The organism is Candidatus Methylacidiphilales bacterium (assembly GCA_030054035.1).
GTDB lineage: Bacteria > Pseudomonadota > Gammaproteobacteria > JASGCS01 > JASGCS01 > JASGCS01.
Map to the genome: position 1 here is coordinate 77407 of JASGCS010000002.1, position 22773 is coordinate 100179.

Annotated in this window: 19 protein-coding genes; 13 read left to right on the forward strand and 6 right to left on the reverse strand. The window is 36.8% G+C overall.

Annotated elements, in window-relative coordinates; genetic code table 11:
* Nucleotides 1-9: 9 nt before the first annotated feature.
* Nucleotides 10-1758, forward strand: a complete 1749-nt coding sequence (gene dnaG, locus QM538_02695) for a DNA primase (GenBank protein ID MDI9347390.1) — start codon at nucleotides 10-12, stop codon at nucleotides 1756-1758.
* Here the strand turns inward: dnaG and rdgB are convergent.
* Together rdgB and QM538_02705 are read right to left on the reverse strand one after the other, a co-directional pair.
* The gene (gene rdgB / locus QM538_02700; protein MDI9347391.1) at nucleotides 1747-2340 is read right to left on the reverse strand and encodes an RdgB/HAM1 family non-canonical purine NTP pyrophosphatase; all 594 of its coding nucleotides are present in this window, start codon (nucleotides 2338-2340) and stop codon (nucleotides 1747-1749) included. The genes dnaG and rdgB overlap by 12 nt on opposite strands.
* Nucleotide 2341: 1 nt before the next feature.
* Entirely contained in the window at nucleotides 2342-2854 is a 513-nt protein-coding gene (locus QM538_02705) for a c-type cytochrome (protein MDI9347392.1), read from the reverse strand.
* 32 nt (nucleotides 2855-2886) lie between these two features.
* Between QM538_02705 and tyrS the strand changes: the two genes are divergently transcribed.
* The 12 genes from tyrS (at nucleotide 2887) to QM538_02765 (ending at nucleotide 19546) form a co-directional block, all read left to right on the forward strand.
* Nucleotides 2887-4155, forward strand: a complete 1269-nt coding sequence (tyrS, locus tag QM538_02710; GenBank protein MDI9347393.1) for a tyrosine--tRNA ligase — start codon at nucleotides 2887-2889, stop codon at nucleotides 4153-4155.
* A gap of 14 nt (nucleotides 4156-4169) precedes the next feature.
* On the forward strand, nucleotides 4170-5645 hold the full coding sequence (locus QM538_02715) for a pentapeptide repeat-containing protein (GenBank protein ID MDI9347394.1): 1476 nt from the start codon (nucleotides 4170-4172) through the stop codon (nucleotides 5643-5645).
* A gap of 229 nt (nucleotides 5646-5874) precedes the next feature.
* A complete protein-coding gene (locus tag QM538_02720) occupies nucleotides 5875-6336 on the forward strand; it encodes a hypothetical protein (GenBank protein MDI9347395.1) in 462 nt (153 codons plus the stop codon).
* A 24-nt stretch (nucleotides 6337-6360) separates the two neighbouring features.
* Nucleotides 6361-7413: a hypothetical protein gene (locus QM538_02725; GenBank protein MDI9347396.1), complete on the forward strand. Its 1053-nt coding sequence runs from the start codon at nucleotides 6361-6363 to the stop codon at nucleotides 7411-7413.
* The gene (locus tag QM538_02730) at nucleotides 7410-8327 is read left to right on the forward strand and encodes a tetratricopeptide repeat protein (protein ID MDI9347397.1); all 918 of its coding nucleotides are present in this window, start codon (nucleotides 7410-7412) and stop codon (nucleotides 8325-8327) included. Before QM538_02725 ends, QM538_02730 begins: the two co-directional genes overlap by 4 nt.
* Before the next feature lie 13 nt (nucleotides 8328-8340).
* Nucleotides 8341-8925, forward strand: coding sequence for an RNA polymerase sigma factor (locus QM538_02735; GenBank protein ID MDI9347398.1), 585 nt, complete (start codon nucleotides 8341-8343; stop codon nucleotides 8923-8925).
* Between the two features lie 54 nt (nucleotides 8926-8979).
* Nucleotides 8980-9597 (forward strand): hypothetical protein, encoded by a 618-nt coding sequence (locus QM538_02740; protein MDI9347399.1) that lies wholly within the window; start codon nucleotides 8980-8982, stop codon nucleotides 9595-9597.
* The gene (locus tag QM538_02745; GenBank protein ID MDI9347400.1) at nucleotides 9578-10435 is read left to right on the forward strand and encodes a hypothetical protein; all 858 of its coding nucleotides are present in this window, start codon (nucleotides 9578-9580) and stop codon (nucleotides 10433-10435) included. Before QM538_02740 ends, QM538_02745 begins: the two co-directional genes overlap by 20 nt.
* A 125-nt stretch (nucleotides 10436-10560) precedes the next feature.
* Nucleotides 10561-13071 (forward strand): acyl-CoA dehydrogenase, encoded by a 2511-nt coding sequence (locus QM538_02750; protein MDI9347401.1) that lies wholly within the window; start codon nucleotides 10561-10563, stop codon nucleotides 13069-13071.
* Nucleotides 13071-15569 (forward strand): 3-hydroxyacyl-CoA dehydrogenase/enoyl-CoA hydratase family protein, encoded by a 2499-nt coding sequence (locus QM538_02755; protein ID MDI9347402.1) that lies wholly within the window; start codon nucleotides 13071-13073, stop codon nucleotides 15567-15569. Before QM538_02750 ends, QM538_02755 begins: the two co-directional genes overlap by 1 nt.
* A gap of 2 nt (nucleotides 15570-15571) precedes the next feature.
* Nucleotides 15572-16753 (forward strand): acetyl-CoA C-acyltransferase, encoded by a 1182-nt coding sequence (locus QM538_02760; protein ID MDI9347403.1) that lies wholly within the window; start codon nucleotides 15572-15574, stop codon nucleotides 16751-16753.
* Nucleotides 16754-16756: 3 nt separating this feature from the next.
* Complete coding sequence (locus QM538_02765) at nucleotides 16757-19546, forward strand: AMP-binding protein (GenBank protein MDI9347404.1); 2790 nt, start codon at nucleotides 16757-16759, stop codon at nucleotides 19544-19546.
* Here the strand turns inward: QM538_02765 and QM538_02770 are convergent.
* From QM538_02770 to QM538_02785, 4 genes are read right to left on the reverse strand one after another with little or no spacing between them, the layout of a single operon-like run.
* Complete coding sequence (locus QM538_02770; GenBank protein MDI9347405.1) at nucleotides 19543-20937, reverse strand: hypothetical protein; 1395 nt, start codon at nucleotides 20935-20937, stop codon at nucleotides 19543-19545. The genes QM538_02765 and QM538_02770 overlap by 4 nt on opposite strands.
* On the reverse strand, nucleotides 20934-21731 hold the full coding sequence (locus QM538_02775; GenBank protein MDI9347406.1) for a TonB family protein: 798 nt from the start codon (nucleotides 21729-21731) through the stop codon (nucleotides 20934-20936). Before QM538_02775 ends, QM538_02770 begins: the two co-directional genes overlap by 4 nt.
* A gap of 57 nt (nucleotides 21732-21788) precedes the next feature.
* Nucleotides 21789-22196: a biopolymer transporter ExbD gene (locus tag QM538_02780; GenBank protein MDI9347407.1), complete on the reverse strand. Its 408-nt coding sequence runs from the start codon at nucleotides 22194-22196 to the stop codon at nucleotides 21789-21791.
* A 2-nt stretch (nucleotides 22197-22198) separates the two neighbouring features.
* Entirely contained in the window at nucleotides 22199-22765 is a 567-nt protein-coding gene (locus tag QM538_02785; protein MDI9347408.1) for a MotA/TolQ/ExbB proton channel family protein, read from the reverse strand.
* Nucleotides 22766-22773 lie beyond the last annotated feature (8 nt).

A 22773-nucleotide genomic window follows, 5' to 3' on the forward strand; every position in this document is an offset into this window, starting at 1 on the left:
GCTAGTTGCATGAATCAAATTGCCAAGAGTACTATACTTACTATTGTAGATAGGATTGATATTGTCACATATATACAAAAATATCTTCCGTTAAAACGAGCTGGCAATAACTATATAGCGCTCTGTCCATTTCATCAAGAAAAAACTCCATCCTTTAGTGTCAATCCTCGCGATCAATATTATTACTGTTTTGGTTGCCAAAGTAAAGGTAATGTAATCAGTTTTGTTATGCAGTATCGTAAACTTGAATTCAGGGAAGCGTTAGAAGAATTGGCACAACAAGCAGGAGTAACACTTCAACAAGATAATTCATCTTATAAAAATGAACATGAAGAATTATATGCGACCATGGAGTTAGCTAAAATTTTCTTCGCACAAACCCTCCATAGCCATGACGAAGCGAAGCAGTATTTAGAAAAAAGAGGGTTTTCCAGAACTGTGCAAGAACACTACGGACTTGGATACGCACCTTCCGGGAATTCACTTGTCAAGGCACTGACAGAAAAAAACATACCGCTTGCGCGCATTCAATCGCTCGGATTGGCCAATAAAAAAACCCCAGCCAATGATTTTTATCAATCACGGATAATCTTTCCCATTTATAACCGCAAGGGAAGAATCATTGGCTTTGGGGGAAGAATAATTAATAATGATTCAGAATCACCTAAATACATTAACAGTCCAGAATCGCCAATTTATTCTAAAAAGAAAGAATTATATTTATCTCACCTCATAAATCGTGATATCACCACTACCATTGTAGTAGAAGGTTATTTTGATGCGTTACAAGTACATGTCTCTTCAATTGCCAATGTGGTAGCCGTACTTGGCACGGCATTAACTGAAGAGCATGTACAGTACTTACAACGAGTAAGCAAGCAAATCGTATTTTGTTTCGACAGTGATAACGCAGGCATACAAGCTCTTTATCGAACACTGACAGTGGCTTGCCAGAACGCCACACCTGATTGTGAATTTAAATTCTTAATCATCAGTAATGGTAAAGACCCTGATGAAGTAATTCTCAAGCACGGCAGATCAGAGTTTGAGAAACAATTGTCGAGTAGTTTAGATATCGCTCACGCAATTGACTTTATCTTATCAACAAAATATCCAGAGGACTCGTTGGCAATGAAGGCTTTAAAACTATCTAAAGCAAAAGAATTTGTCAATCAAACAAGAAATACTTCAGTGCAAGCTATTTTAAAATCATCATTGGAATCAATTTACAATCTACCCTTTGATATGCCTATAATTGAAAAACATACCTCGCATCGTCCAACCAATTTCTCTAGTGTCACCCGAGTGCTCTATTGCCTGTACCATTTTCCCACACTAGCTCAAATAATAAATATTGAGCGATATCTACCAGTAAATTTAGGGGTAGAGAACGCACTGCACATTCAAGTCCTCAAAAACTTAATTAGCTACTTACAAGATAACCCTGGATTAACTCACCAAGAACTTCTTGTAGAAATTAATTCTCCTGATTCTCAGGTTCCCGATCTAGACATAATTCTAAGTTTAGCAACGAATTACAATGACTTAAATTTTCAAAAAGACCAACTGCTTCAAGAATTTGAAGATATTATTAAATTTTGGATAGTAGAATCTAATAAACTTCGTATTAAAAATTTAACTTCTTCTGACTCACCCAATCCTTCCTCCGAAGAGGTGAGACAAGCATTGGCCGATAACAATGTAAAACCATCATTTACACTTGACGCCATCCTTAGAAATAAATTATTAAATCAGTAGCTTACTTAATTCAGAAATAAACAATTTTGAAGCCTGGGCTCGATGAGAAATTTTATTTTTTTTGGCACTGCTCAATTCTGCTACAGTTTTTTTATACTCAGGTAGATAAAACACTGGGTCGTATCCAAAGCCTGACTCGCCAATTTTATTTAATACTATTTCGCCATGTAATGTTCCAGATGCAACAATAGGGGCGGGATCATTAGCAGTGCGCACGAATACCAACACGCAAACATAAAATGCCTTGCGTTTACTTTTTGGAAGCTGAGAAACCAATGATACTAATTTTTCAATATTTTTTTGCTCATCTCTGCTCTTACCTGAAAAGCGAGATGAATGAACACCTGGCGCGCCACCTAAGGCAGGCACTACCAAACCAGAGTCATCGCTCAGAGTTGGTAAATTCATTTTTTTTGAAGTATGCCGAGCTTTTTTTAAAGCATTTTCCACAAAGGTGTCATAGGGTTCGTTTGTCTGAATAAACCCCTTAGGCAAACTTACCACATCAACTGGTAAATGCCTCAATAGTTGTTTAATTTCAATTAATTTGCCGCTATTGCTAGTCGCAATAACAATTTTCATTTTATTGAGATTTACTAATCATGTACTGTACTACAGCTTTAAGCTGTTCATCAGACATGGTTGTACCGCCTCGTGCAGGCATAGCATTAATACCGCTAATTGCATTTTTTAAAAGCTGATCTTTACCTTTTGCAATTCTAGGCTTCCACATTGCCTTATCCCCTAATTGAGGAATATTAGGTAACTTACCAGAATGGCACACAGCACAAGCACTTTTATATAGTGCATCAGGATCTTTTGATCCATTTAAATAAACTGCCAAAACAACATCAGTGGATTTACTAGAAGTACTAGCTGAACCAACTGCAGACTCTCCATCCAACATCACTTGCGAAACTGATTGTAAGCGAGCTGCAATTTTTTCTGGAGAATTTGCTAGTTCTGCTTTTAAGTTATTCGGTGGCACTATTGCACGAGCAATTCCAATTAACGCAAGGGTAAGTATTGATAAAAAAATTATAATAATTGAGAAACCAACGAGAAATTGCTGATCAGATGATGTATTTTCATTCATGGTAAAATGACTCCTCGTATTATTATATCACGATGAACAATACAATTATATTAGATCTGAAAGAACGAGGTCTAATTCATGATAGCACCAATCTCGACACTCTCAGTGAATACCTTCAAAGTCCTCGCTCTCTTTATGTCGGATTTGATCCAACAGCTGATAGCCTTCATGTTGGAAGCTTACTACCACTCATTACTCTCAAACGATTTGCCTTACAGGGTCACACCCCCATTCTCCTCATCGGTGGAGGCACGGGATTAATTGGCGATCCAAGTGGCCGAAGCTCAGAAAGAACACTTCAATCCAACGAAACGATACGACATTGGACTGAGACACTGCAAAGACAAGTCGCACCCCTTTTTCAAGAAGTAACTGCATGCAAAATTATTGACAACGCAACCTGGCTAACTAAACTTTCATTATTAGAATTTCTCAGAGATATTGGCAAAGAATTTACCGTTAACTATATGCTGGCAAAAGACTCCGTAGCGGCTAGAATCAAACGAGAAGATACAGGTATTTCATTCACCGAATTCTCCTATATGATCCTCCAAGCCTATGATTTCCTTCACCTCTTCCAAACCCAAGAATGCGCTATTCAAATTGGTGGCTCTGATCAATGGGGGAATATCACAGCTGGTTGTGAGCTAATCAGAAAAAAAACCACTAGACAAGCCTACGGACTCACCCTACCCTTACTCACCAAAGCAGATGGTTCTAAATTTGGCAAAAGCGCCGAAGGGACAATTTGGCTTGATTCAGCAAAAACAAGTGCCTATCACTTCTATCAATACTGGGTCAATGTCGCTGACGCAGACCTTCCACACTATCTTCAATACTTTAGCCTACAGCCACAAGCAACTATAAAAGAAATCATTTTTGCATCAGAAAAACAACCCCATCTTCGCATAGGACAAAAATCACTCGCTGCAGAGCTCACCAAACTCCTCCATGGGGAACAAGCAACTAAAGAAGCTCTATCCATAACTCAAGCATTTTTTAACCAGTCTTATGACAGCATGAGCATTCAGGAATTTCAACAAATTGCCGTCGGAGGCAACTCACATATCCTCACCAGAGAGCAATTCCAAAACTACACAATCACGGATCTTCTTACCAGCACACTAATCGCCACTTCCAAACGAGAAGCGAGAGAATTCATTAAAGCTGGTGCAATATCCATCAATGCACAATCACAAACTACCGATATACCCATCAACACCATCATCCCGTACCATAACAAATACCTCATCATTGCTAAAGGCAAAAAAGCGCATATACTGGTTAGCATCACTACTTAGTCATTCATTTATCAATGAGCGAACCGACTAACAAATACACAGCAGAAAAAAAACTATCAGATATTCTCCATGACAAGGATGTAAATCCACACAATCTTCCCTACCTGCTACCTGTGATTAAAGACAATGGGGAAGTGAAGCCATATGAAGGATATTATAAAATCCTAAGTCTAGGTAGTCTTGAGAGATATGATGCATTAAAAAAATGGGTGATAAACGGGCATGGTGCTTTTATTAGTGAAGACGACTATGACAATCGATTAAAGATACTCAGGGATAAACAATTTCATAACTTCTCAGGATGTATTTTAAAAGCTGATTTTTTTGCACAGACATTTACGGGGGGTGCTTATTTTTTTGCACAGACATTTACGGGGGGTGCTTATTTTTATGGAGCGACATTTACGGGGGATGCTTATTTTTATGTAGCGAAATTTACGGGGAAGGCTGATTTTAGAAGTGCGACATTTACGGGGAAGGCTAAATTTGTAGGAGCGACATTTACGGGGAAGGCTGATTTTGTAGGAGCGACATTTACGGGGAAGGCTGATTTTGTAGGAGCGACATTTACTGGGGAGGCTGATTTTGGAGGGGCGACATTTACGGGGGAGGCTGATTTTGCAGGGGCGACATTTACTGGGGAGGCTGATTTTGCAGGGGCGACATTTACTGGGGAGGCTGATTTTAGAAGTGCGACATTTACGGGGAAGGCTGATTTTTCTTCTGTTGATTTTCAAGAAACAGTTTTCTTTAATGCAATTAATACTGATAATAAATCAGCACCAGTCCACTATTCAAAAAGTTATTTTGATTTCAAATATAGCAAGTTTAAGTCATCATCTGTATTTGATGATACTATTTTTCATAATGTTCCTGATTTTAGATATGTGCAATATAGAAGTAGCAATTTTAGATTTGATAAAACAGAAATTAAGGATGTGAAAGATCAGAATATTTCTAATTCAACATCCGATACTTTTTTTGAATTAAGTTATAAATACAAAGCACTAAAGGAATTAGCTATTGCTAGTAATGATTTTAAAAGCGAGGTTTATTTATATGGTGAAGAGCTTGAAGCTTATTTTAGGGGGATTAGAAAGTTAAATTGGAAAGCAATGAAAAAGTTGCCAATGGAACGGCATCCTCTTACGAAAATGTGTTTTTTATATATTTATTGGCTTATCTCCGATTATGCCAGATCAGTCGTACGCCCAATCGAAACGTTTATATTTGTGGCTTTCTTAAGTTGGCTATTTAGCTTTATGCTAGCTAGTGTTAATGCTTTGGATAGTCATTCTTTTAGTTTTGCTATCAAAGTTATCAACCCTTTATTACTTAAACCAGAAGAATATAGTATTTGTTTTGATAATATCTCTTTCTCTTATCAGGTTTTAGTTATAATTTTTATTATATTGTTCAAATTATCAAGTGCAATATCATTATTTTTATTAGGTCTTGGCATTCGTAATATGTTTAAAATCAAAGGGTAGTAGTCTGGTAATTAATTATTAAAAGCCATCGGTACTCGCAAGAGTTAGTTTTCTAACTTCAGGTGATCTATTTCTCACCACTAACTCCCTTACCAAAGTAAAGAATTAAGGTGTAGGTAAAGGTACATATGGAGATTTACTAGATTGTTTTGAACGAGTCGTAATTGAGCTTCGCGGTGAAATAGATGGCTACTTTAAGGGTTATAATAAAAAATAATGTGTAAGGACTATGTCAAATAAAATATCATTTACGGTAAGCATACATGCTCCAGCAGCAAAAGTATATGACCTAATGTTGGGCATTAGCAATAAATCAACATATGAACAATGGACAGCATTGTTCAATCCAACATCTACCTATGAAGGCAGTTGGAATAAAGGTAGCAAAATGTTATTTATAGGAACTGATGAAACGGGAGAAAAAGGTGGCATGGTTTCTGAAATATCAGAGAATATTGCTAGCCAATTTGTTTCAATTCGTCATTATGGACTTGTAAAAGGTAATATTGAAATTATAGAAGGCCCAGAAGTAGCGCAATGGGGGAATGGGTTTGAAAACTATACTTTTAAAGAGAACAATGGTATTACTGAAGTTACAGTTGACCTAGGACTTCCAGAAGAATATGCAAGTTATATGAATGAGACTTATCCAAAAGCTCTGAGCAAATTAAAGGTATTATGCGAAAATTAAAAAATCTGTATACATCAATTTAATATGAATCAAGATAATACGATTATGCAATATGAATTAACTGGTGAAGATCTCATTCTCCAAGATGTGACATATATTAATCCAGTAGAAATAAGATGTGACCGATCTAATGAGGATCGGAAAATAAAAATTCACAACTGTGTGTTTAATAAGTCAGTTGCCATTTCTGGCGACTTCTCTGAACTCACATTGTATAACTGCGTATTTTTAGATAAGGTAATGGTTGAGAAAGCAAGTGCGTCTGGGGGGATAAAAAGTATCAATCTTTTTCGCTCTAAATTTAATAGCAAGCACGCACCTGATTTTACTAAGTCAAATTGCTCTAATTTTAATTTTCAAGCAACTGAGTTTATGCTTAAGAGTTCATTTATGAATATGGTTAAGCTACTACCTCCCAATTTAGCAAGTCATACGGTACGCGCACCTCGCTATCTGATGTATTGCTCTCTACTATCATTATTGTTTGCTCCGTTTTCTTTTGCTTTTATAATTCCTATTTGCTTGGTTGGCTTGTTCTTATCCACTACGATCATCTTGGCTAAAACTGAGAGCAATGAGAAGTTATTGGCACTAGGGAATGAAAATTCTGAACGATATGACTATCTGAAGAGGAAAGCGCTGGAGCAAGGAGATCATATGGAAGCAATCACATTTACTGAACTTGAGGACAGGGCAAGCTGGGGTACTGATAGAGAAGATCCGTTTCCTGTACTAAATATTTTATTTAGTGTAAGTTGTAATTATGGAAGAAGTATCATTAAGCCAATTGTGCTCTTGATGCTAGAGTGGTTACTATTTACTCTTTTATATTTATTATATGCAGTGAAGGATGGCAACCTGCAACAATCGGCTTTATTTTCAACTTCAAATTTATTGCCCTTTGGGGTGGCTGGTAAAAGCGCAATAGAAAACTATGGCAAACCTTTGTTTGGTAACTTGTCAAGTGAATGGCCTGTTCAAATATATTATTTGGCATTTGCTCAGGAAGTTCTAAGTTTAATTATGTTGCTCTTAGTTGGGTTAGCAGTTAGAAATAAATTTAAATTAAAAGTATGAACTTTAGTGCATTAACGCAGGCAATTGGATCCTTTATGCAGGCTGTTGGATATTGGCGATTAGTCATCTCCTCTATAGTGATTGGCATCGTAATTTATATGACGCTTTTATGGGGCTTGTGGTACATGTTAGGGTTAGAATTTACTCAATTACTTACTGACCCAATTAATTTCCCTTTATTTGTATTTGCATTATTTTTTTCTATTGCCGTGGGGGTGCGCATACTGGCAAAATATATCTTCAATGACCCGCATCGGGTAATTCTCCTTAAAGGAGTAATCAATCGTACCTTGTTGTCTATAGTTGTATATGTAGCTCTATTGTTCTCAATTATTGTCGTTGATTTTTATGACGCAAAAAGAGACCCTCTCACTAATCAAGTTCTCGCCATGAGTAAAAGGGTTTTTTACTCGGAATATCACTATCGTCCGATAAGTTGGTATCGATTACTTGCTCAGTTGCAAACAGATACGATTGGAAGATATATAGATTTTGCGTACCCTTATGCTTGGATATTGCTAGAATCTAACTCACTAGATAGTAACAGGGAAGCGAGGAAAATTCTATTTGAATTGGCTAACCGAGGAAAAGCAAATGCCGAATATCTAGTTGGAAAAATGTATGAAGAAGGAAAAGGGGTATCACAAAATTATCTCTTAGCTCAAAATTGGTATCAAAAAAGTGCAGAACATGGTTTATCGGAGGGGATGTGTTTGTTGGGCAAGAGACTTGCGCTAGACGAATCAAATCGCGAAAATATAGTCCTTGCTCACAAATGGATTAATGTTGCAATAAGTAACAGATCTCCAAGTTGTGTCGCAAAAGACTTAAAGTTGCTTGAAGCTAAGCTTACCCCAGATGAACTAGCAAAAGCACAAAAAGAAGCGCTGGTTTTTAGATCAAAATTACAATGAGATCAATTAGCCAATGTCTCATAATTTAAAAATAAAAAAGGTAGAATCGTTGGTCATGCCACATTTGCCCTATTTACATCGCGTAGCCAGAAGATTTTGCAACAATCGGAGTGATGCGGACGATCTTGTCCATGATTTGTTAGTAAAACTATTTGAACAACCTGATTTAATTGAAAGGGTAGAGTATCTAAAGACTTGGTTGGTGAGATGTTTATATAATTTGTATATTGACGGGGTTAGAAAGAACTCAAAAACAGTTGCCATGGAACCAGAGACAATTCAAGAGATAATTGAATCTGGGAGTTCAGCTCAAATAAAAACTTTAGAAGAAATCAAAGATTTAGAACAATTAAATGTGGTTCTAGGTAGACTGCTTAGTAACTTACCTGCCACCCAACGGGCTATAGTTGTGCTTCATGATATGGAAGGTTACCAACTGAGCGAACTTGCCACTCAGTTAGACATACCAATTGGTACGGTTAAATCCAGACTTCATAGAGGTAGAGAACGATTAAAAGCTCTATTAATTGAGGCAGGATATGGTAAATTAGAGCAAGAAAATGATAGCAACAATAATGCCAACGATGGGAACCTTTAAGCAAGTACATCCGTCTATATATGGAGAGCGTAAAAACTCTTAGTACCAGTACCGATGACAAACGACTTAACTCGCTTATTACAGCAATATGAATGTGTTCTTACCTCCGAGGACCGAATGTTGACAATAAGTAGAAGGGCCAAGCTGTCTTGTAAGTTCTTATTACTTGGTAAGTGGATTAGAAAAGCTGCATCACCACTTTCGTTTGTCGGAGGTATCTTAGTTTCAATTAGTACAATACTTTATGCCCCGTCCGCTTCACAAATGATTGCCTCGATATTTAACCCAAACGAAAGCACAATTGCCACAACTAATACTACAGCAAATCTAAGGCAAATTAATTGGAAAACCTCTTCTAAAGATGAGCCGCAGGTTCTTGAGATTCCAATTTCAACCAAACGCTTCATACCCAATGCAAATGTAAAAGTTACTTTAGATGATAATATCTCAATTGAGAGATACCCAATGGTTAAGAAAATCACATTTCAAACAGATATCAGTCCTGAACATCCAGTGATCAATATTCCAGTGATCAAAACTGATGATCACGAAGCAAATATAATCGTAGAAATTGAAACACCTGATAAATCTCAAGTTATGCTCTATCAGATTGTTTCTGATCATTCTAGCGACACCTCACCAAAAGTATTTGATGCATCTTTTCAACAATAATATATCTACTGAAGCTCTAGTAAAAACATGTTGCACTTCGCTCCTAACCCTAGCTACGCTGTTTTGCCTTATCCATAACACTATAGCTGAGCAAATCTATACTGCTGCTAAATTTGCAGAACTTTCAGATCTCTGCATCACCAAATCAAATTCAGAAGATCAGAGACCGCAGATGACTCCGCCATTTCTTCACGACCATACTTTTTTAGAAGGGTTGAGAAAATTATTTATTTCGTATGGAAGTTCTAGTTTTGTTTCTACTGCACAAAAAAATCAGGAAATCATCTCTTCACTGTATCAACAAGTGAATAGTGGGTCTATTGATGAGAATGAGAAAATAAAATTATGTAAATTATTTAGAAAATCCACGATTGAATTTCATCGAAAAACTCAATTTGAATTTGAACAAAATCCTCCCTTACGGGAAGCTGTGTCTGAATATCAAACATCATACTGTTTAGCAGTGCACGAACGAAGAATCGTAGTAAAGCATGATTTTATATTTAACCAACTACTATCAACTATTTCCGATAAATCCATCATAAATAAATTAACTCTCCACAGAAACAATTTACTCTCTTACTTAAAACTAATTGATAATACCGATTCAAAGTTAGAGTCAAGAGAGCTTTTTAATCAACTTACCTTTGAAAGAAACGCATTAGAAACGATTTTTGATCAACTAGTACTCAGCGATGCCGGGTTTGCTAATACCATACATTCTATTATTCAAAAAAATATCTCAAAAATCTCCCCGTTTGAGAGGGATAAAATTGAACGCGCCTCACATGCCTCGTATTCAACAAGATTTGACCGAAAATTATCACTAAATTGCTAGTGACCCAGTTCCTCTAGACAGAGCAAACGCTCTTGTCGCTGTTCAGTTGGCTACGGGGGTGTTTTAACACTTCAATTCATGCGATAATATAGCTAAAATATAGCTAAAAAGGCAGGAATTATATTATGTTACTCGTACTATCTACACTATTTTATATTTGGTTACTATTTTTAGCGATTGCTAAAAATAAAAAATCTTTCATTAGATCGATTATCTCAGTATTGGGGATAACATTATTATTTCTCTATATCCAACTTACTTCAAATATTGGTGATACCGATGGGGTAACTAAATTCTCTGTTACATTTGTTGATATTGGCATTTTACTAATTACCTTAGTAGTCTTGTTTTTCGTCTCAATTAAAGGGTTGCGACTATGGGTAACAAAGTTATTTTATGACAAATTAAAAAACACCTTACCAAAAATTAGCGCCACCGAAATGACGGTCATTCAAGCTGGTAATACTTGGATTGAAAAAAATATCTTACAAGGGGAGATTGATTGGTACGAAATTAATAAAATTAAGATTAATGATTTTACTGCTGAAGAGAAGAGTTTTTTAGCGACTGAAGTTAACCAATTATGTGAATTAGTAGTAAGCGAAGAAATTAAAAAAAATAAAAACTTAAGCCCTGAGATTTGGAAGTATATTCGGGAAAAAGGATTTTTAGGAATGGTATTGCCTAAAAAATATGGTGGCTTAGGCTTTAGTGCCCACGCGCACTCTGCGGTAGTTGCTAAACTTGCCACTTGTTCTCAGCCACTAGCAGTCACGGTAATGGTACCAAATTCACTTGGGCCTGGAGAATTATTAATACATTACGGAACTGAAGAACAGAGAAATTATTATTTGCCACGACTTGCAAAAGGTGTTGATATACCTTGTTTTGCACTAACTTCACCTGTGGCAGGCTCTGATGCAGGCTCAATAGAAGACTCAGGTACTGTTTGTTTTGGTGAATACCAAGGTAACGCCAAGGTGCTAGGTCTTCGACTTAACTGGGAGAAGAGATATATCACCCTATGTCCAGTTGCTACATTATTAGGTTTAGCCTTTAAAGCTTATGACCCTGATAATTTATTACCTGTGAACCACCCACTAAAAGGAAAAGTCAGACTTGGTATCACGCTCGCAATCATTCCCACCAACTTACCAGGAATTCAAATCGGTAACAGACATGACCCAATGGGTGTAAGCTTTCAAAACGGTCCTACTAGAGGTAAAGATGTGTTTATCCCAATGGATCATATTGTTGGAGGCATAGATAGAATTGGTCATGGATGGCAGATGTTAACCGAATGTTTATCAATTGGAAGAGGAATTTCATTGCCTTCACTATCAGTAGCTGGTTGCAAACTCACCCTCGCCACTACTACCGCATACGCAACTGTGAGAGAGCAATTTAATTTACCTGTTGCTCGTTTTGAAGCAGTAGCGGATCGAATCTGCACTCTCGCTGAAAATACTTTTTCAACTGAGTCCGCACAACGACTTACAAGTTCGTCAATTGATGAAGGCACAGTTCCTGCAGTAATTACCGCCATGATTAAATATAAAAACACAGAGTTGCTTAGAAACTCTGTAAATATTGCTTTTGATATCCATGGTGGTAGAGCGATAATGTGCGGTCCAAGAAACTACCTAGAGGAAATCTATCGGAGCATACCGATAGCTATTACGGTTGAAGGCGCAAATATTCTCACACAGAGTTTGATAGTATTTGGTCAAGGGATAATGCGTTGCCACCCCTATCTTCTAGCCGAGGTAGAAGCACTAAGTACGCAAGATCAAAAACTAGCAATAGAAAAACTTGAAAAATCACTTTTCCCGCATCTGGGTTATGTTATGGGCAATCTCTCTTCTTCTCTAGCCTACGGATATTCGTTTGGTCATTTCGCACCTAGTATTGGAAATGGGGTACTCAAACGAATGACTCAAGCGGTTTCATCTACTAGTTATATTCTTTCTCTTACCAGCGATCTAGCTCTATTATTATATGGAGGCAATTTAAAGCGGATGGAGATCGCCTCTTCTAAATTTGCTACGGTGTGGACTAATCTTTATTACGCCTTGTCATGTATTAAACGATTTCAAGTAATAAATGAGCCAAAAAATCTTGAGCCCTTGTTACGGATAACTGTATTGGATTTGGTATATCAGGCAAGAGACAACTTACGCGATATATTATCCGACCTTCCGATTGTTCCAGGTAGAGTATTGGCGACATTACTACTACCCACGAATAGGCCATTTGGTCATATTTCTAACCGAGAACGAGTGGCGGTTAGTGAGCTTTTCTGTATGAATAACGGGCCACGCGTACTTTTTACGGACAACCTATTCCGATCACCTTCAATTGAGCATCCTTTAACAAGAATTGAAAGTGCTTTTCAAGCCGTTACTGATGAGAAATATAAATTAGTCGCTCGGCAACTTAAGTCATTACCGATTGATGCGCCAAAACGATTACCAAATGAATCATTATCAGATTGGCTAAATAAAATTGTGAGCGCGGGATATATTTCCGAAGAACAAAAAAGGCTCTATGTGCACACCAAAGCATTAGTTTTAGACGCGGTAATGGTTGATGAATTTAATCCTAAAGATCACTCAGTAGTAGTGAGGAGAAATTGATGAATAAACAACCCAGCCCTCAAGAAATATATCCAGCGTATTACAGAAATAGTTTCAAAAAAATTGGTGTACTTGGCGACGGTGTCATGGGAAGTCAGATTGCTGTCCACCTCACTAACTGTCGTATACCAACTATTTTGTATTGCACCATTACAATTGATGAAAAAGCTAAACCAGAATACATACGCAATCTCAAAAAGAGAATACTTGCTCTCAAACCCCCAGCGCTTGCATTACCAGCTTGGATAGATGAGATAGAAATTGCATTTCTGGATGACGCTCAAGGTAAAAAATCACTTGGTGAGTGCGACTTACTAATTGAAGCAATTATCGAACAAATTGATGAAAAGAAAAAATTATACCAGAGTATCGCTTCATCCGTCAATAAAAATGCCATTATTGCGTCAAACACTTCAGGCTTATCAATACAATCGCTTGCACAAGTACTGCCTAAGGAGTTTGCATCAAGATTCTGCGGGATACATTTTTTTAATCCAGTCAGATACTTAGCATTATGCGAGCTTATCCCACTCGCAACTGTACCCCCACAACAAATACAAACGTTGCGTGGATTTCTTTCATCGGTACTTGGTAAACATGTAGTAATCAGTAAAGACTCTCCAGCGTTTATAGGTAATCGGTTAGGTTTATTTTGCGTACTCGCAACCTTTTCGCTCGCTGAAAAACACAAACTCCCGCCCGATCTCGTCGATGAATTAACCGGGAGCTTTATTAAACATGCCAGTAGTGCAACGTTCCGCACCGCTGATGTGGTTGGATTGGATGTCTTAGCTTTTGTCGCAGAAAATATGGAGAAAAATCTTACCAGTGACCCATGGCATGCTTATTTTTCACTTCCAGCTTGGATTAAAAAATTATTGTTGGAAAAGAAACTAGGGGCAAAAACTGGCCAAGGTATTTATCACAAGCGCGGTAAAGATATCTATGTATTTGATCCAAGTTTAAACGACTACCGATTGACTGCAAAAAAACTAGACCCAGAACTTAAAAAACTTGTTCGCTCTTCAGAACAAGGTATCGTAAGCGCTTTAGTTGAACTTAAAAAAATAAACAATGCTCAATCTGCCTTTTTATGGGATTTACATAGAGAATTATTTTTATACGCAAGTTACCATTTGGACAGTTTTGCCCAATCTGTCAGAGAAGCGGATATTGCTATTACATCAGGATTTGGCTGGGAAATAGGGATCTTTGAACTTTGGCAAGCAGCTGGGATAGATAAAATCAATCAGTTAATTCTTAATGATTGCTCTAACAAAAATCAATTAAGTACAGTTTCACTCCCTACATGGGTACAATCAGGACAACCGTTTTACACTACTGAAGGGGCTCTAAGCCCATCCCAATCTAAAAGAATTTCACTTTTAGAATCAGGAATTGGTGCAAGAACAATTAGAAGCGCTCGAGTAGTTGCTGAACAAGGGAATGCTGATAAAGTTTTTTTTGAAAATGATGGCATTATCGCGCATGAAATTAATTCATCCTTGATTGCGATTGCGCATAAAACTAAATTAAATGTTTTAAGCTACGATGTCATTAAAGGATACCATACGGTATTAGACCAACTTGAATCAAGAGATGCCGCAATAGTTATTCACCAGTTAAAACCACATTTTGGTGCTGGAGCAAATCTTGCTGAAATGATTGTCGCCGCTAAAATAGGCAAGATACGCAGTTCTGGTATGTTGAGTTCTTTGAAAAGTAAAGCAGCAGTAATGCTGGACGATCGTCTTCCTGATATTAGCAATATGCCTCCAGTCAGTGAAGTTATTCCTTTACTTCAAAATCTTTGTATGCGTCTAAAACATGGCCGCAACCCTGTCGTTGCTTGTGTAGAAGGCTTGACATTAGGTGGTTGCTGCGAAATTATTCTCCATACTACTAGAAATGTGGCCGCATTAAATAGTTACATTGGTCTGGTTGAGATAGGTGTTGGGTTGCTCCCTGCCGGAGGTGGAACTAAAGAAATGGCTTTCCGTGCCTCATTAAAGACTAGTGGAGCGCCAACTATGTTCTTTCACCAACAACATGTAGAGCAAATTCTAATGGGCAAGGTTAGTGAAAATGCCTATCAGGCTAGAAATTTTAACTACCTAAGGCAAGAAGATATAATCATCGCCAATCCCGATGAATTATTTCATACCGGATGTAAAGTCGCGTTATCACTACTAGAAACTGACTACCGACCAGAGCCTAGAAATACTGCTTTTGAAGTACTTGGAATGGATGGCTATGCTACTATCCTAAGCCAATTAGAAAACATGCACTATGGGAAATTTATTAGCGACTATGATCGACATTGCGCAACTACCATAGCTCATGTTTATTGTGGAGGTGGAGTTGACACCCATGAAAAAGTAACTTCTGACTGGATGTTACTAAAAGAGCGCGATGCTTTTTTAGAGTTACTGGAACAAGAAAAAACTCAAGAACGAATTGAGTACATGTTAAAAAATAACAAGCCTCTGAGGAACTAATTATGAAAAAAGTATTTATTATAGACACGATTAGAACGGCAGTTGGTAAACGCAATGGTGTATTCTCACGCACCAGACCAGATGATTTGCTCGTGCATTGCCTTCGAGCATTGGTGCAAAGAAATAATTCAGTTGATTGGGAAAGAGTAGGTGATCATATTGCTGGTTGCGCCATGCCTGAAGCAGAACAAGGACTCAATGTAGCTCGCAGTGCAGTATTACTAGCTGGGTTACCACAAGCAATATCGGGAATGACCGTAAATAGATTTTGCGCTTCTGGATTACAAGCTGTTTCTCTTGCCGCAGATAAAATTATGTTGGGTAATGAAGACCTCATGATTGCCTCAGGTGTTGAAAGTATGAGCCAGGTTCCAATGGGAGGTAACAAACCTTCATTTAATCAAAAAGTTTTTACAAACCAAGATGCTGTAGGTATAGCCTGGGGTATGGGTTCAACAGCAGAAGAAGTAAGTGTGAGATTTTCAGTAACCCGACAAGAGCAAGATGCTTTTGCATTTGAAAGCCATCGTCGAGCTATCAATGCTCAAGAAAAAGGGTATTTCACTGATGAGATTATTCCATTTACTGTTGAGAGACATAGTGTTGTAGACAATAAACTTCAAACCAATACCCAACAAGTACTAAAAGACGAAGGCCCACGCGCAGATTCCACATTAGAGGCGTTAGCAAAATTAAAACCCGTGTTTGCTGGACAAGGTAGTGTCACAGCAGGCAATTCCTCACAAATGTCAGATGGTGCCGGTGCAGTGCTATTGGCCAGTGAAGAAGCAGTCAAAGCATACCAACTCACGCCAAAAGCAATTTTCCATGGCTACACGGTTGCAGGGCTTGATCCTAAGATTATGGGCGTTGGTCCTATTAAAGCAATTCCAAAATTACTAGACCAAGTAAAAATATCTTTAGATGCTATTGATTGGATTGAACTAAATGAAGCATTTGCTGCTCAATCACTTGCAGTGATTAAGGAACTAAAATTAGACCAAGCTAAAGTAAATCCTCAAGGTGGTGCTATTGCATTAGGACATCCACTTGGTGCCACCGGTGCAATTCGAACCGCAACCATTGTTTCAGCGCTTCGTCGTAATAAATTACGATTTGGTATAGTCTCAATGTGTATTGGAACAGGCATGGGAGCCGCAGGACTATTTGAGTCTTGCTCATGAGTAGTGAAGCTTAAGGTTGTACTCGCCATAGATGGTGGGGGAATTCGAGGGATCATATCCTGTAGGATTCTACTTAGACTCATTGATGAAATTAGAAAAGTTACCAGAAAACAAGATGCACATTTAGCAGATTTTGTAGATTATTTTGCTGGAACATCAACTGGCAGTATTTTAGTTTCAGCAATGATCACTCCATCAGTTTACTCACCCTCAAAACCTGCATACACAATTGGAGATATTCAATCCTTTTATATAGAAAACGCTAAAAAGATTTTTTCCAAATCATTGTCACATAGTATTACTAGTCTAGGTGGCATTACAAAATCAAAGTATGAAAATAAAGGGTTACATGATGTGCTATATTCATATTTTGGCGGATTGCAACTATCTCAACTGATGAAACCATGCACGCTTACTAGTTTTGATTTATTTACCAATAAGAATTTATACTTTCGTAGCCAAGACGCCCGCAATAACTCTTCTCATGATTTTTATGTAAGAGACGCTTGCTTAGCTTCGTCAAGTGCTCCGATGTATTTTCCTCCTGCTAATATTCGTAATGTAAATGGTGAAAGATTCCTTTGTTGTGATGGGGTGGTATTTGCAAATAACCCAAGCCTATGTGCCTACGCAGACTATAGAAAAATTGAACCTAACGCTTTTGCTAATAATATGATTTTTATTTCCGTGGGAAATGGAGTGCATGACTCAACGTATGACTTAACCAGCTTTGAACGAACCGGTGGAGCTGGATCATGGTTTAAGGCTTTTTCCGATGTTTTTATTGGGAGTGTGAGTGAGAGTATAGATTTTCAACTAAGAATGATTTACCGAGAATGCCCTAACCTTTATTTTCGTTGGGTGCCCTACCTCGGAGAAGGAATAAGTAGAAGCATAGACACAACCTCTATTGATGATTTAAGTATATTTATCGATGTTGCCGATGCGTTTGTGGATAGTAACGCTGAACAAATTAAAAAAATTGCTAACTTGTTATATAATAACTCTATAAAAGATGATATTTCGAAGGAAACCATCTCTACTACTGAAATCAGTACAACCAACATGATCAATAACTCAATCCCTCCTTTACCACCCACTTGGACTTCTCGTTATACAGATAATGCTCGGTATCCGATTAGCTATGATAATTACGATAATGTTGTTGAGATGATTAATCAAACCACAAGAATACATCGAGATAAAATTGCTTTTGAAAGTTTCAATCAAACAATATCATTTGAACAAGTTGGGTTTTATTCAGACCACATTGCCGGCTGGCTTCAAAAACACGCAATGTTAAAACCTAACAGCCGAGTTGCTGTATTTCTACCAAATATACTTGCTTTCCCTCCATTGCTTTTTGGTATCATCAAAGCCGGATGTATACCAGTATGCTGCAACCCAACTTATACGTCAAGAGAATTGATTCATGTGCTAAAGAACAGTGATGTATCATTGCTCTTTACTTTTGATAGAAATGCAAAAGTTGTAGAAGAAGCTATTAAGGATAATCCAGTGCCAGTGGTCTGCGTTGAATTAGTTGATTTATTCCCACTACTTGCAAAATTAATTGTCAGGATAGCTCTTCGTCTAAAACTTGGAAAAGCAGACCCTTGGACTATCCCAACACTTACACTAAATGATATCACTAAATTCAGTGATTGTAGCATACCAAGACCAGTTACAATTAACAATAATAACACCTTGTTACACCAATATACAGGTGGGACAACAGGCATAATAAAAGCCGCAGAACTTACCCATAAAAATATTATTGCAAATATGCTACAAATCACATCAATGATGCCACGTGAATTTATTAGACCTGATATTCAACAAATAGCATGCACACCTCTACCGTTGTATCATATCTTTTCATTGACAGTGAACTTATTTACATGCTTTTCACTAGGTACACACAATGTATTAATCACAAACCCGAGAGATTTAACTACTACCATCAAAACGATGAGTAAATATCGTTATAATTTTTTAACTGGAGTAAGTCCACTTTTTTATAGTATTGCCAATCACTCATTAGTAAAGAACTTAGATTTCAGTGATCTGCGTATTTGTATTGCCGGAGGTATGTCAGTACCTGAATCAGTAGCTAAGCTTTGGAAAGAAAAAACTAATAACACCATAATTCAAGGTTACGGTTTAACAGAGGCTTCACCAGTTGTAAGTTGCTGCCCACATGACATTAAATCTTTCGATGGTAGCATTGGTATCCCACTACCTGATACAGAAATTGCTATAGTTAATGAAGAAGGGGTAACAGTAAAAACAGGACAATCAGGCGAATTGCTGGTGCGAGGTCCACAGGTAATGAAAGGCTACCTAGAACAAAAAGAAGAGACCAAATTAGTAATCACTGAAGAAGGTTGGTTAAAAACTGGTGATTTAGCATACATAGATGATCGTGGATTCTTATTTATTGTAGATCGTCTGAAAAATCTAATTAATGTTTCAGGGTTTAAAGTATTCCCAAATGAAATTGAAAATGTATTATTAACCCACCCGAGCCTACTAGAAGCGGCTTGTATAGGAATAGCATCTGATAAAACTGGACAAAAAGTTGTGGCAGTAGTTGTAGCCAAAAACCCAAGCATAACTGATAAAGAAAAACAAATTATTATTGACGAATTAAAAACGATTTGTAACAATTCGTTAACACATTATAAAACTCCACGAGAATACTATTTTATACCTGCACTACCAAAATCAACAGTGGGTAAAGCGCTGCATAGAATTTTAGTTGAACAGTACGATAATTTAAAAAATAATTAATTAGTGATAACCGACTTAAGCTCTTGCAAAGCATCAAGTCCGCCAGCTACACTTTCTTCATTCTTGATCCTTTCAAGAACTGCCTCACGATCAATAGTCGCAGAAACATACTGAATCCAATCGCGCGCTATTTTATCATTTGTTTTACTATCTTTAATCTTCATAAATTGAGATAAAGATTTTTTATATTGTTCTAAATTAAAGTATGCAGTGCCAAGAAGAATGATTGCTTTTTCATTATCTTTACTTTTAAAATTATTTAATGAAATGGCTTTTTCACAAGCTGAAACTACATCTTGCCATTTTTCTAAACCACTATAAGAATAAGCAAGACGAAGATGTAAGTCTGAAGAATTAGATTTATTTGCAGCTTTTAATAATGGTTGTATTGATTTTTGAATATTATGTGATTGAAAATATGCCTGAGAAAGTAAAAGTAAATTCTGTTCGGATTCTTCCATTATTTTATTTTCGATTAGTGTTGATAATATGCGGCTAGCTTTAAAACTTATCCCGAGATTTAACATAAGACCAGTTAGATTTCTATACTCACCTTCATTATTAAGATTTTTGGTATCATATAACAATTCCATAAGTGCGAGTTGTTTGCTATCTTTACCATCAAGACCAAATGCACTAGCTAGATTTAATAAATAACTTGGGCGGGGATAAAACTTAACTAATATTTTCAATATTTCAATAGCATTTTTCTCATCTTTATTTTCTATATACAAAAATCTAAGTAAAACTAACCATTGTTCTTTGGGCTTTCTATTATTATTTATATATTGATCTACTGCTTCTTTTATATGGACAAAAGCCTTTTGGTTATTTTGTAATTGATAATATGCGATGGCAATAAGTGCCAACATGTCGGCATCTCTACCGGTGTTTTCAATCACCTTATTAGCACTTGCAATGACCTTCTGATATTGCTCTTTTACCATATACAATTGAGTTACTGTTCGAAGTGAAGATAAATATAAACCTTCAGGCGTATCAGGACTATTTATAATTTTTTGGTAGGTAGCAATTGCACTATCAACATCGTCTTTTAGATAATACAAGAAGGCTTTTATATTCTGAACTTGCGTTAATTCGTAAGGCGTAAGTTTTGCTTTTTCCAAATCATCAGCTAGTGAAAAAGCCTTATTAATTTTTTCAATTGATATTTTAGCATGAGGATTTTTGTCATCAGATTGTATTTGTGTCTGAATTTCAGATAGCTTTTTATAAACTCTTTCACTTATAGCTGGAGTAGCTTTTGTTCTCTGTGTTTTTGCTTTTACAGTATTATCAACAGGTTGTGTTTCTTCTGGTATAGAATCACTTGCATTTACAAGCACTCCATAGCTCACAAGAAAAAATAATGGAAAGTAACGAGTCATCATTTTTCAATACTGTATGTAAATCTATTTCGAACTCCAACAACTTCAACTGCTACACCATCTACAACTCTTGGTTTATACTTGAACTTAAGTGAAGCATTGACTGAGGCAGATTCAAAAAGTGAACTACTGCATTCCCCAGGCACCACAGAAGAATCTTTAACTGTACCAATCTCAGAAACTGTATATTCCACAACGCAATAACCCTCAACTCCACGCTGTAATGCACCTTGTGGATAAATTGGAGCAACTTTTACGATAGGAATATACTCACCCTCACCAGCCCCAATACCCGAACCAAGTTTTACATCTATTGAACCTACATTTCCTAGGTTAACAGCAATGGATGCTTCTGAGCTCTTATTAGATTGTTTATCAAAGTCTTGATCTATAGATGGAGGTGGTGGGGTATTTTGTTGAGGTTTTAAAAGTTGTAAATCAGAAAGTAATTCAGCGTTTGAACGAGCGCTAACAAAATCAGATGAAATTCTAATCCGTTTGGATTCATCAAGTTTTAACTCACGAGAAGTGATAATTGTATTTAATAACCAAGCCTGAGTAAGTACAAATAAAAATGCTAAGGTAATTGCTAGTTTAAATTTATTTTTTGAAGTAAGAAATGGGGTTACATATTTAACCCAACTTGATACAATAAGTCTAGCTAGAGCAGAATTAATAATTTTTACTTGAATACGATTTACTAAAACCATAATTCTCGATGCATAATTATTAATTAAGTTAATAATAAAGTCAATCACACTCATTACCTTTGACTTCTCAACTACTAACCAAAACATGGTCATAATTTTACATGCGAAACTTTTTGCTAAGGTGTGGTCCATAACCATTGTTAATTAGGGTAGAACCGTAGAAAGTGAAATATTATAAACACCTGCTTGTCTAGCAGCGTCCATTACCTTAACTAGTTTATCGTTTTTACTATCTTTATCAGCTTGTATGATTAAAGCACCTTGGGGATTCTCTGCATGGAGTTGCTCTATAATTGGACGAAGACCAGAATCAGGCACAATTCGATTCTGTATCCATACTTCATTCCTGCCACTGATCGCCACAAGAATATTTGCATTTTCCCTAGTTTCAGATGTTGTTGCGCTTGACTTGTTTACTTCAATTCCAGTTTCTTTTATAAAATTAGCAGCTAATATAAAAAACAATAGTAAATTAAAAACCATGTCTAACATCGGTGCCAAATCTAATGGTTCAATATATGATTCCTTAAGATAACTTCTTCTTCTAGACATTATTAGCGTCCTCCTTTTCCAGTTTTACTAACTCGTTTAATTTCTAAACTATCTTCTAACAATTCCACTTCAACATCTTGCCGATGTCTGAGCCAACTACTTAATAAAAGACCCAATACTGCAACACTCATTCCAGTAAGCGTTGGTATGATTGCTTGATAAACACCAGAAGCCATTTGTCTTACATCGGTTGATCCAGCGTATGATAAGGTCTGAAAGATTCTGATCATACCAGTCACTGTACCAATTAAACCCGCCAATGGTGCAATCATCACACAAGCATAGACAAAATCCATTTTTTCTCTTAAATTCATTTTAATTTGTGAAATAAGCTGATCGCGGATTTTATGCGCATACCAAGATGAATGATCGGTGCGATTTTTCCATTCTTGTGCTACACGATTAATTTCGTTTGGTAATATGACTTTAATGTAATAAAATCTCTCCACTACCAAATACCATAAAAAACAGGCCATAATAAGTATCATCAAGACTATTGGGCCACCAAGTGTCACATAGCCAACAATAGACCTTAAGGCTGGTAACCAATAATAGACAAACTCTAACATATCAAAAT

Coding starts and splice junctions, on each gene's coding strand:
- dnaG (MDI9347390.1), top strand. CDS start 10: ATGAATCAAATTGCCAAGAGTACTATACTTACTATTGTAGATAGGATT.
- rdgB (MDI9347391.1), bottom strand. CDS start 2,340: ATGAAAATTGTTATTGCGACTAGCAATAGCGGCAAATTAATTGAAATT.
- QM538_02705 (MDI9347392.1), bottom strand. CDS start 2,854: ATGAATGAAAATACATCATCTGATCAGCAATTTCTCGTTGGTTTCTCA.
- tyrS (MDI9347393.1), top strand. CDS start 2,887: ATGAACAATACAATTATATTAGATCTGAAAGAACGAGGTCTAATTCAT.
- QM538_02715 (MDI9347394.1), top strand. CDS start 4,170: ATGAGCGAACCGACTAACAAATACACAGCAGAAAAAAAACTATCAGAT.
- QM538_02720 (MDI9347395.1), top strand. CDS start 5,875: ATGTCAAATAAAATATCATTTACGGTAAGCATACATGCTCCAGCAGCA.
- QM538_02725 (MDI9347396.1), top strand. CDS start 6,361: ATGAATCAAGATAATACGATTATGCAATATGAATTAACTGGTGAAGAT.
- QM538_02730 (MDI9347397.1), top strand. CDS start 7,410: ATGAACTTTAGTGCATTAACGCAGGCAATTGGATCCTTTATGCAGGCT.
- QM538_02735 (MDI9347398.1), top strand. CDS start 8,341: ATGTCTCATAATTTAAAAATAAAAAAGGTAGAATCGTTGGTCATGCCA.
- QM538_02740 (MDI9347399.1), top strand. CDS start 8,980: ATGACAAACGACTTAACTCGCTTATTACAGCAATATGAATGTGTTCTT.
- QM538_02745 (MDI9347400.1), top strand. CDS start 9,578: ATGCATCTTTTCAACAATAATATATCTACTGAAGCTCTAGTAAAAACA.
- QM538_02750 (MDI9347401.1), top strand. CDS start 10,561: ATGTTACTCGTACTATCTACACTATTTTATATTTGGTTACTATTTTTA.
- QM538_02755 (MDI9347402.1), top strand. CDS start 13,071: ATGAATAAACAACCCAGCCCTCAAGAAATATATCCAGCGTATTACAGA.
- QM538_02760 (MDI9347403.1), top strand. CDS start 15,572: ATGAAAAAAGTATTTATTATAGACACGATTAGAACGGCAGTTGGTAAA.
- QM538_02770 (MDI9347405.1), bottom strand. CDS start 20,937: ATGATGACTCGTTACTTTCCATTATTTTTTCTTGTGAGCTATGGAGTG.
- QM538_02775 (MDI9347406.1), bottom strand. CDS start 21,731: ATGTTTTGGTTAGTAGTTGAGAAGTCAAAGGTAATGAGTGTGATTGAC.
- QM538_02780 (MDI9347407.1), bottom strand. CDS start 22,196: ATGTCTAGAAGAAGAAGTTATCTTAAGGAATCATATATTGAACCATTA.
- QM538_02785 (MDI9347408.1), bottom strand. CDS start 22,765: ATGTTAGAGTTTGTCTATTATTGGTTACCAGCCTTAAGGTCTATTGTT.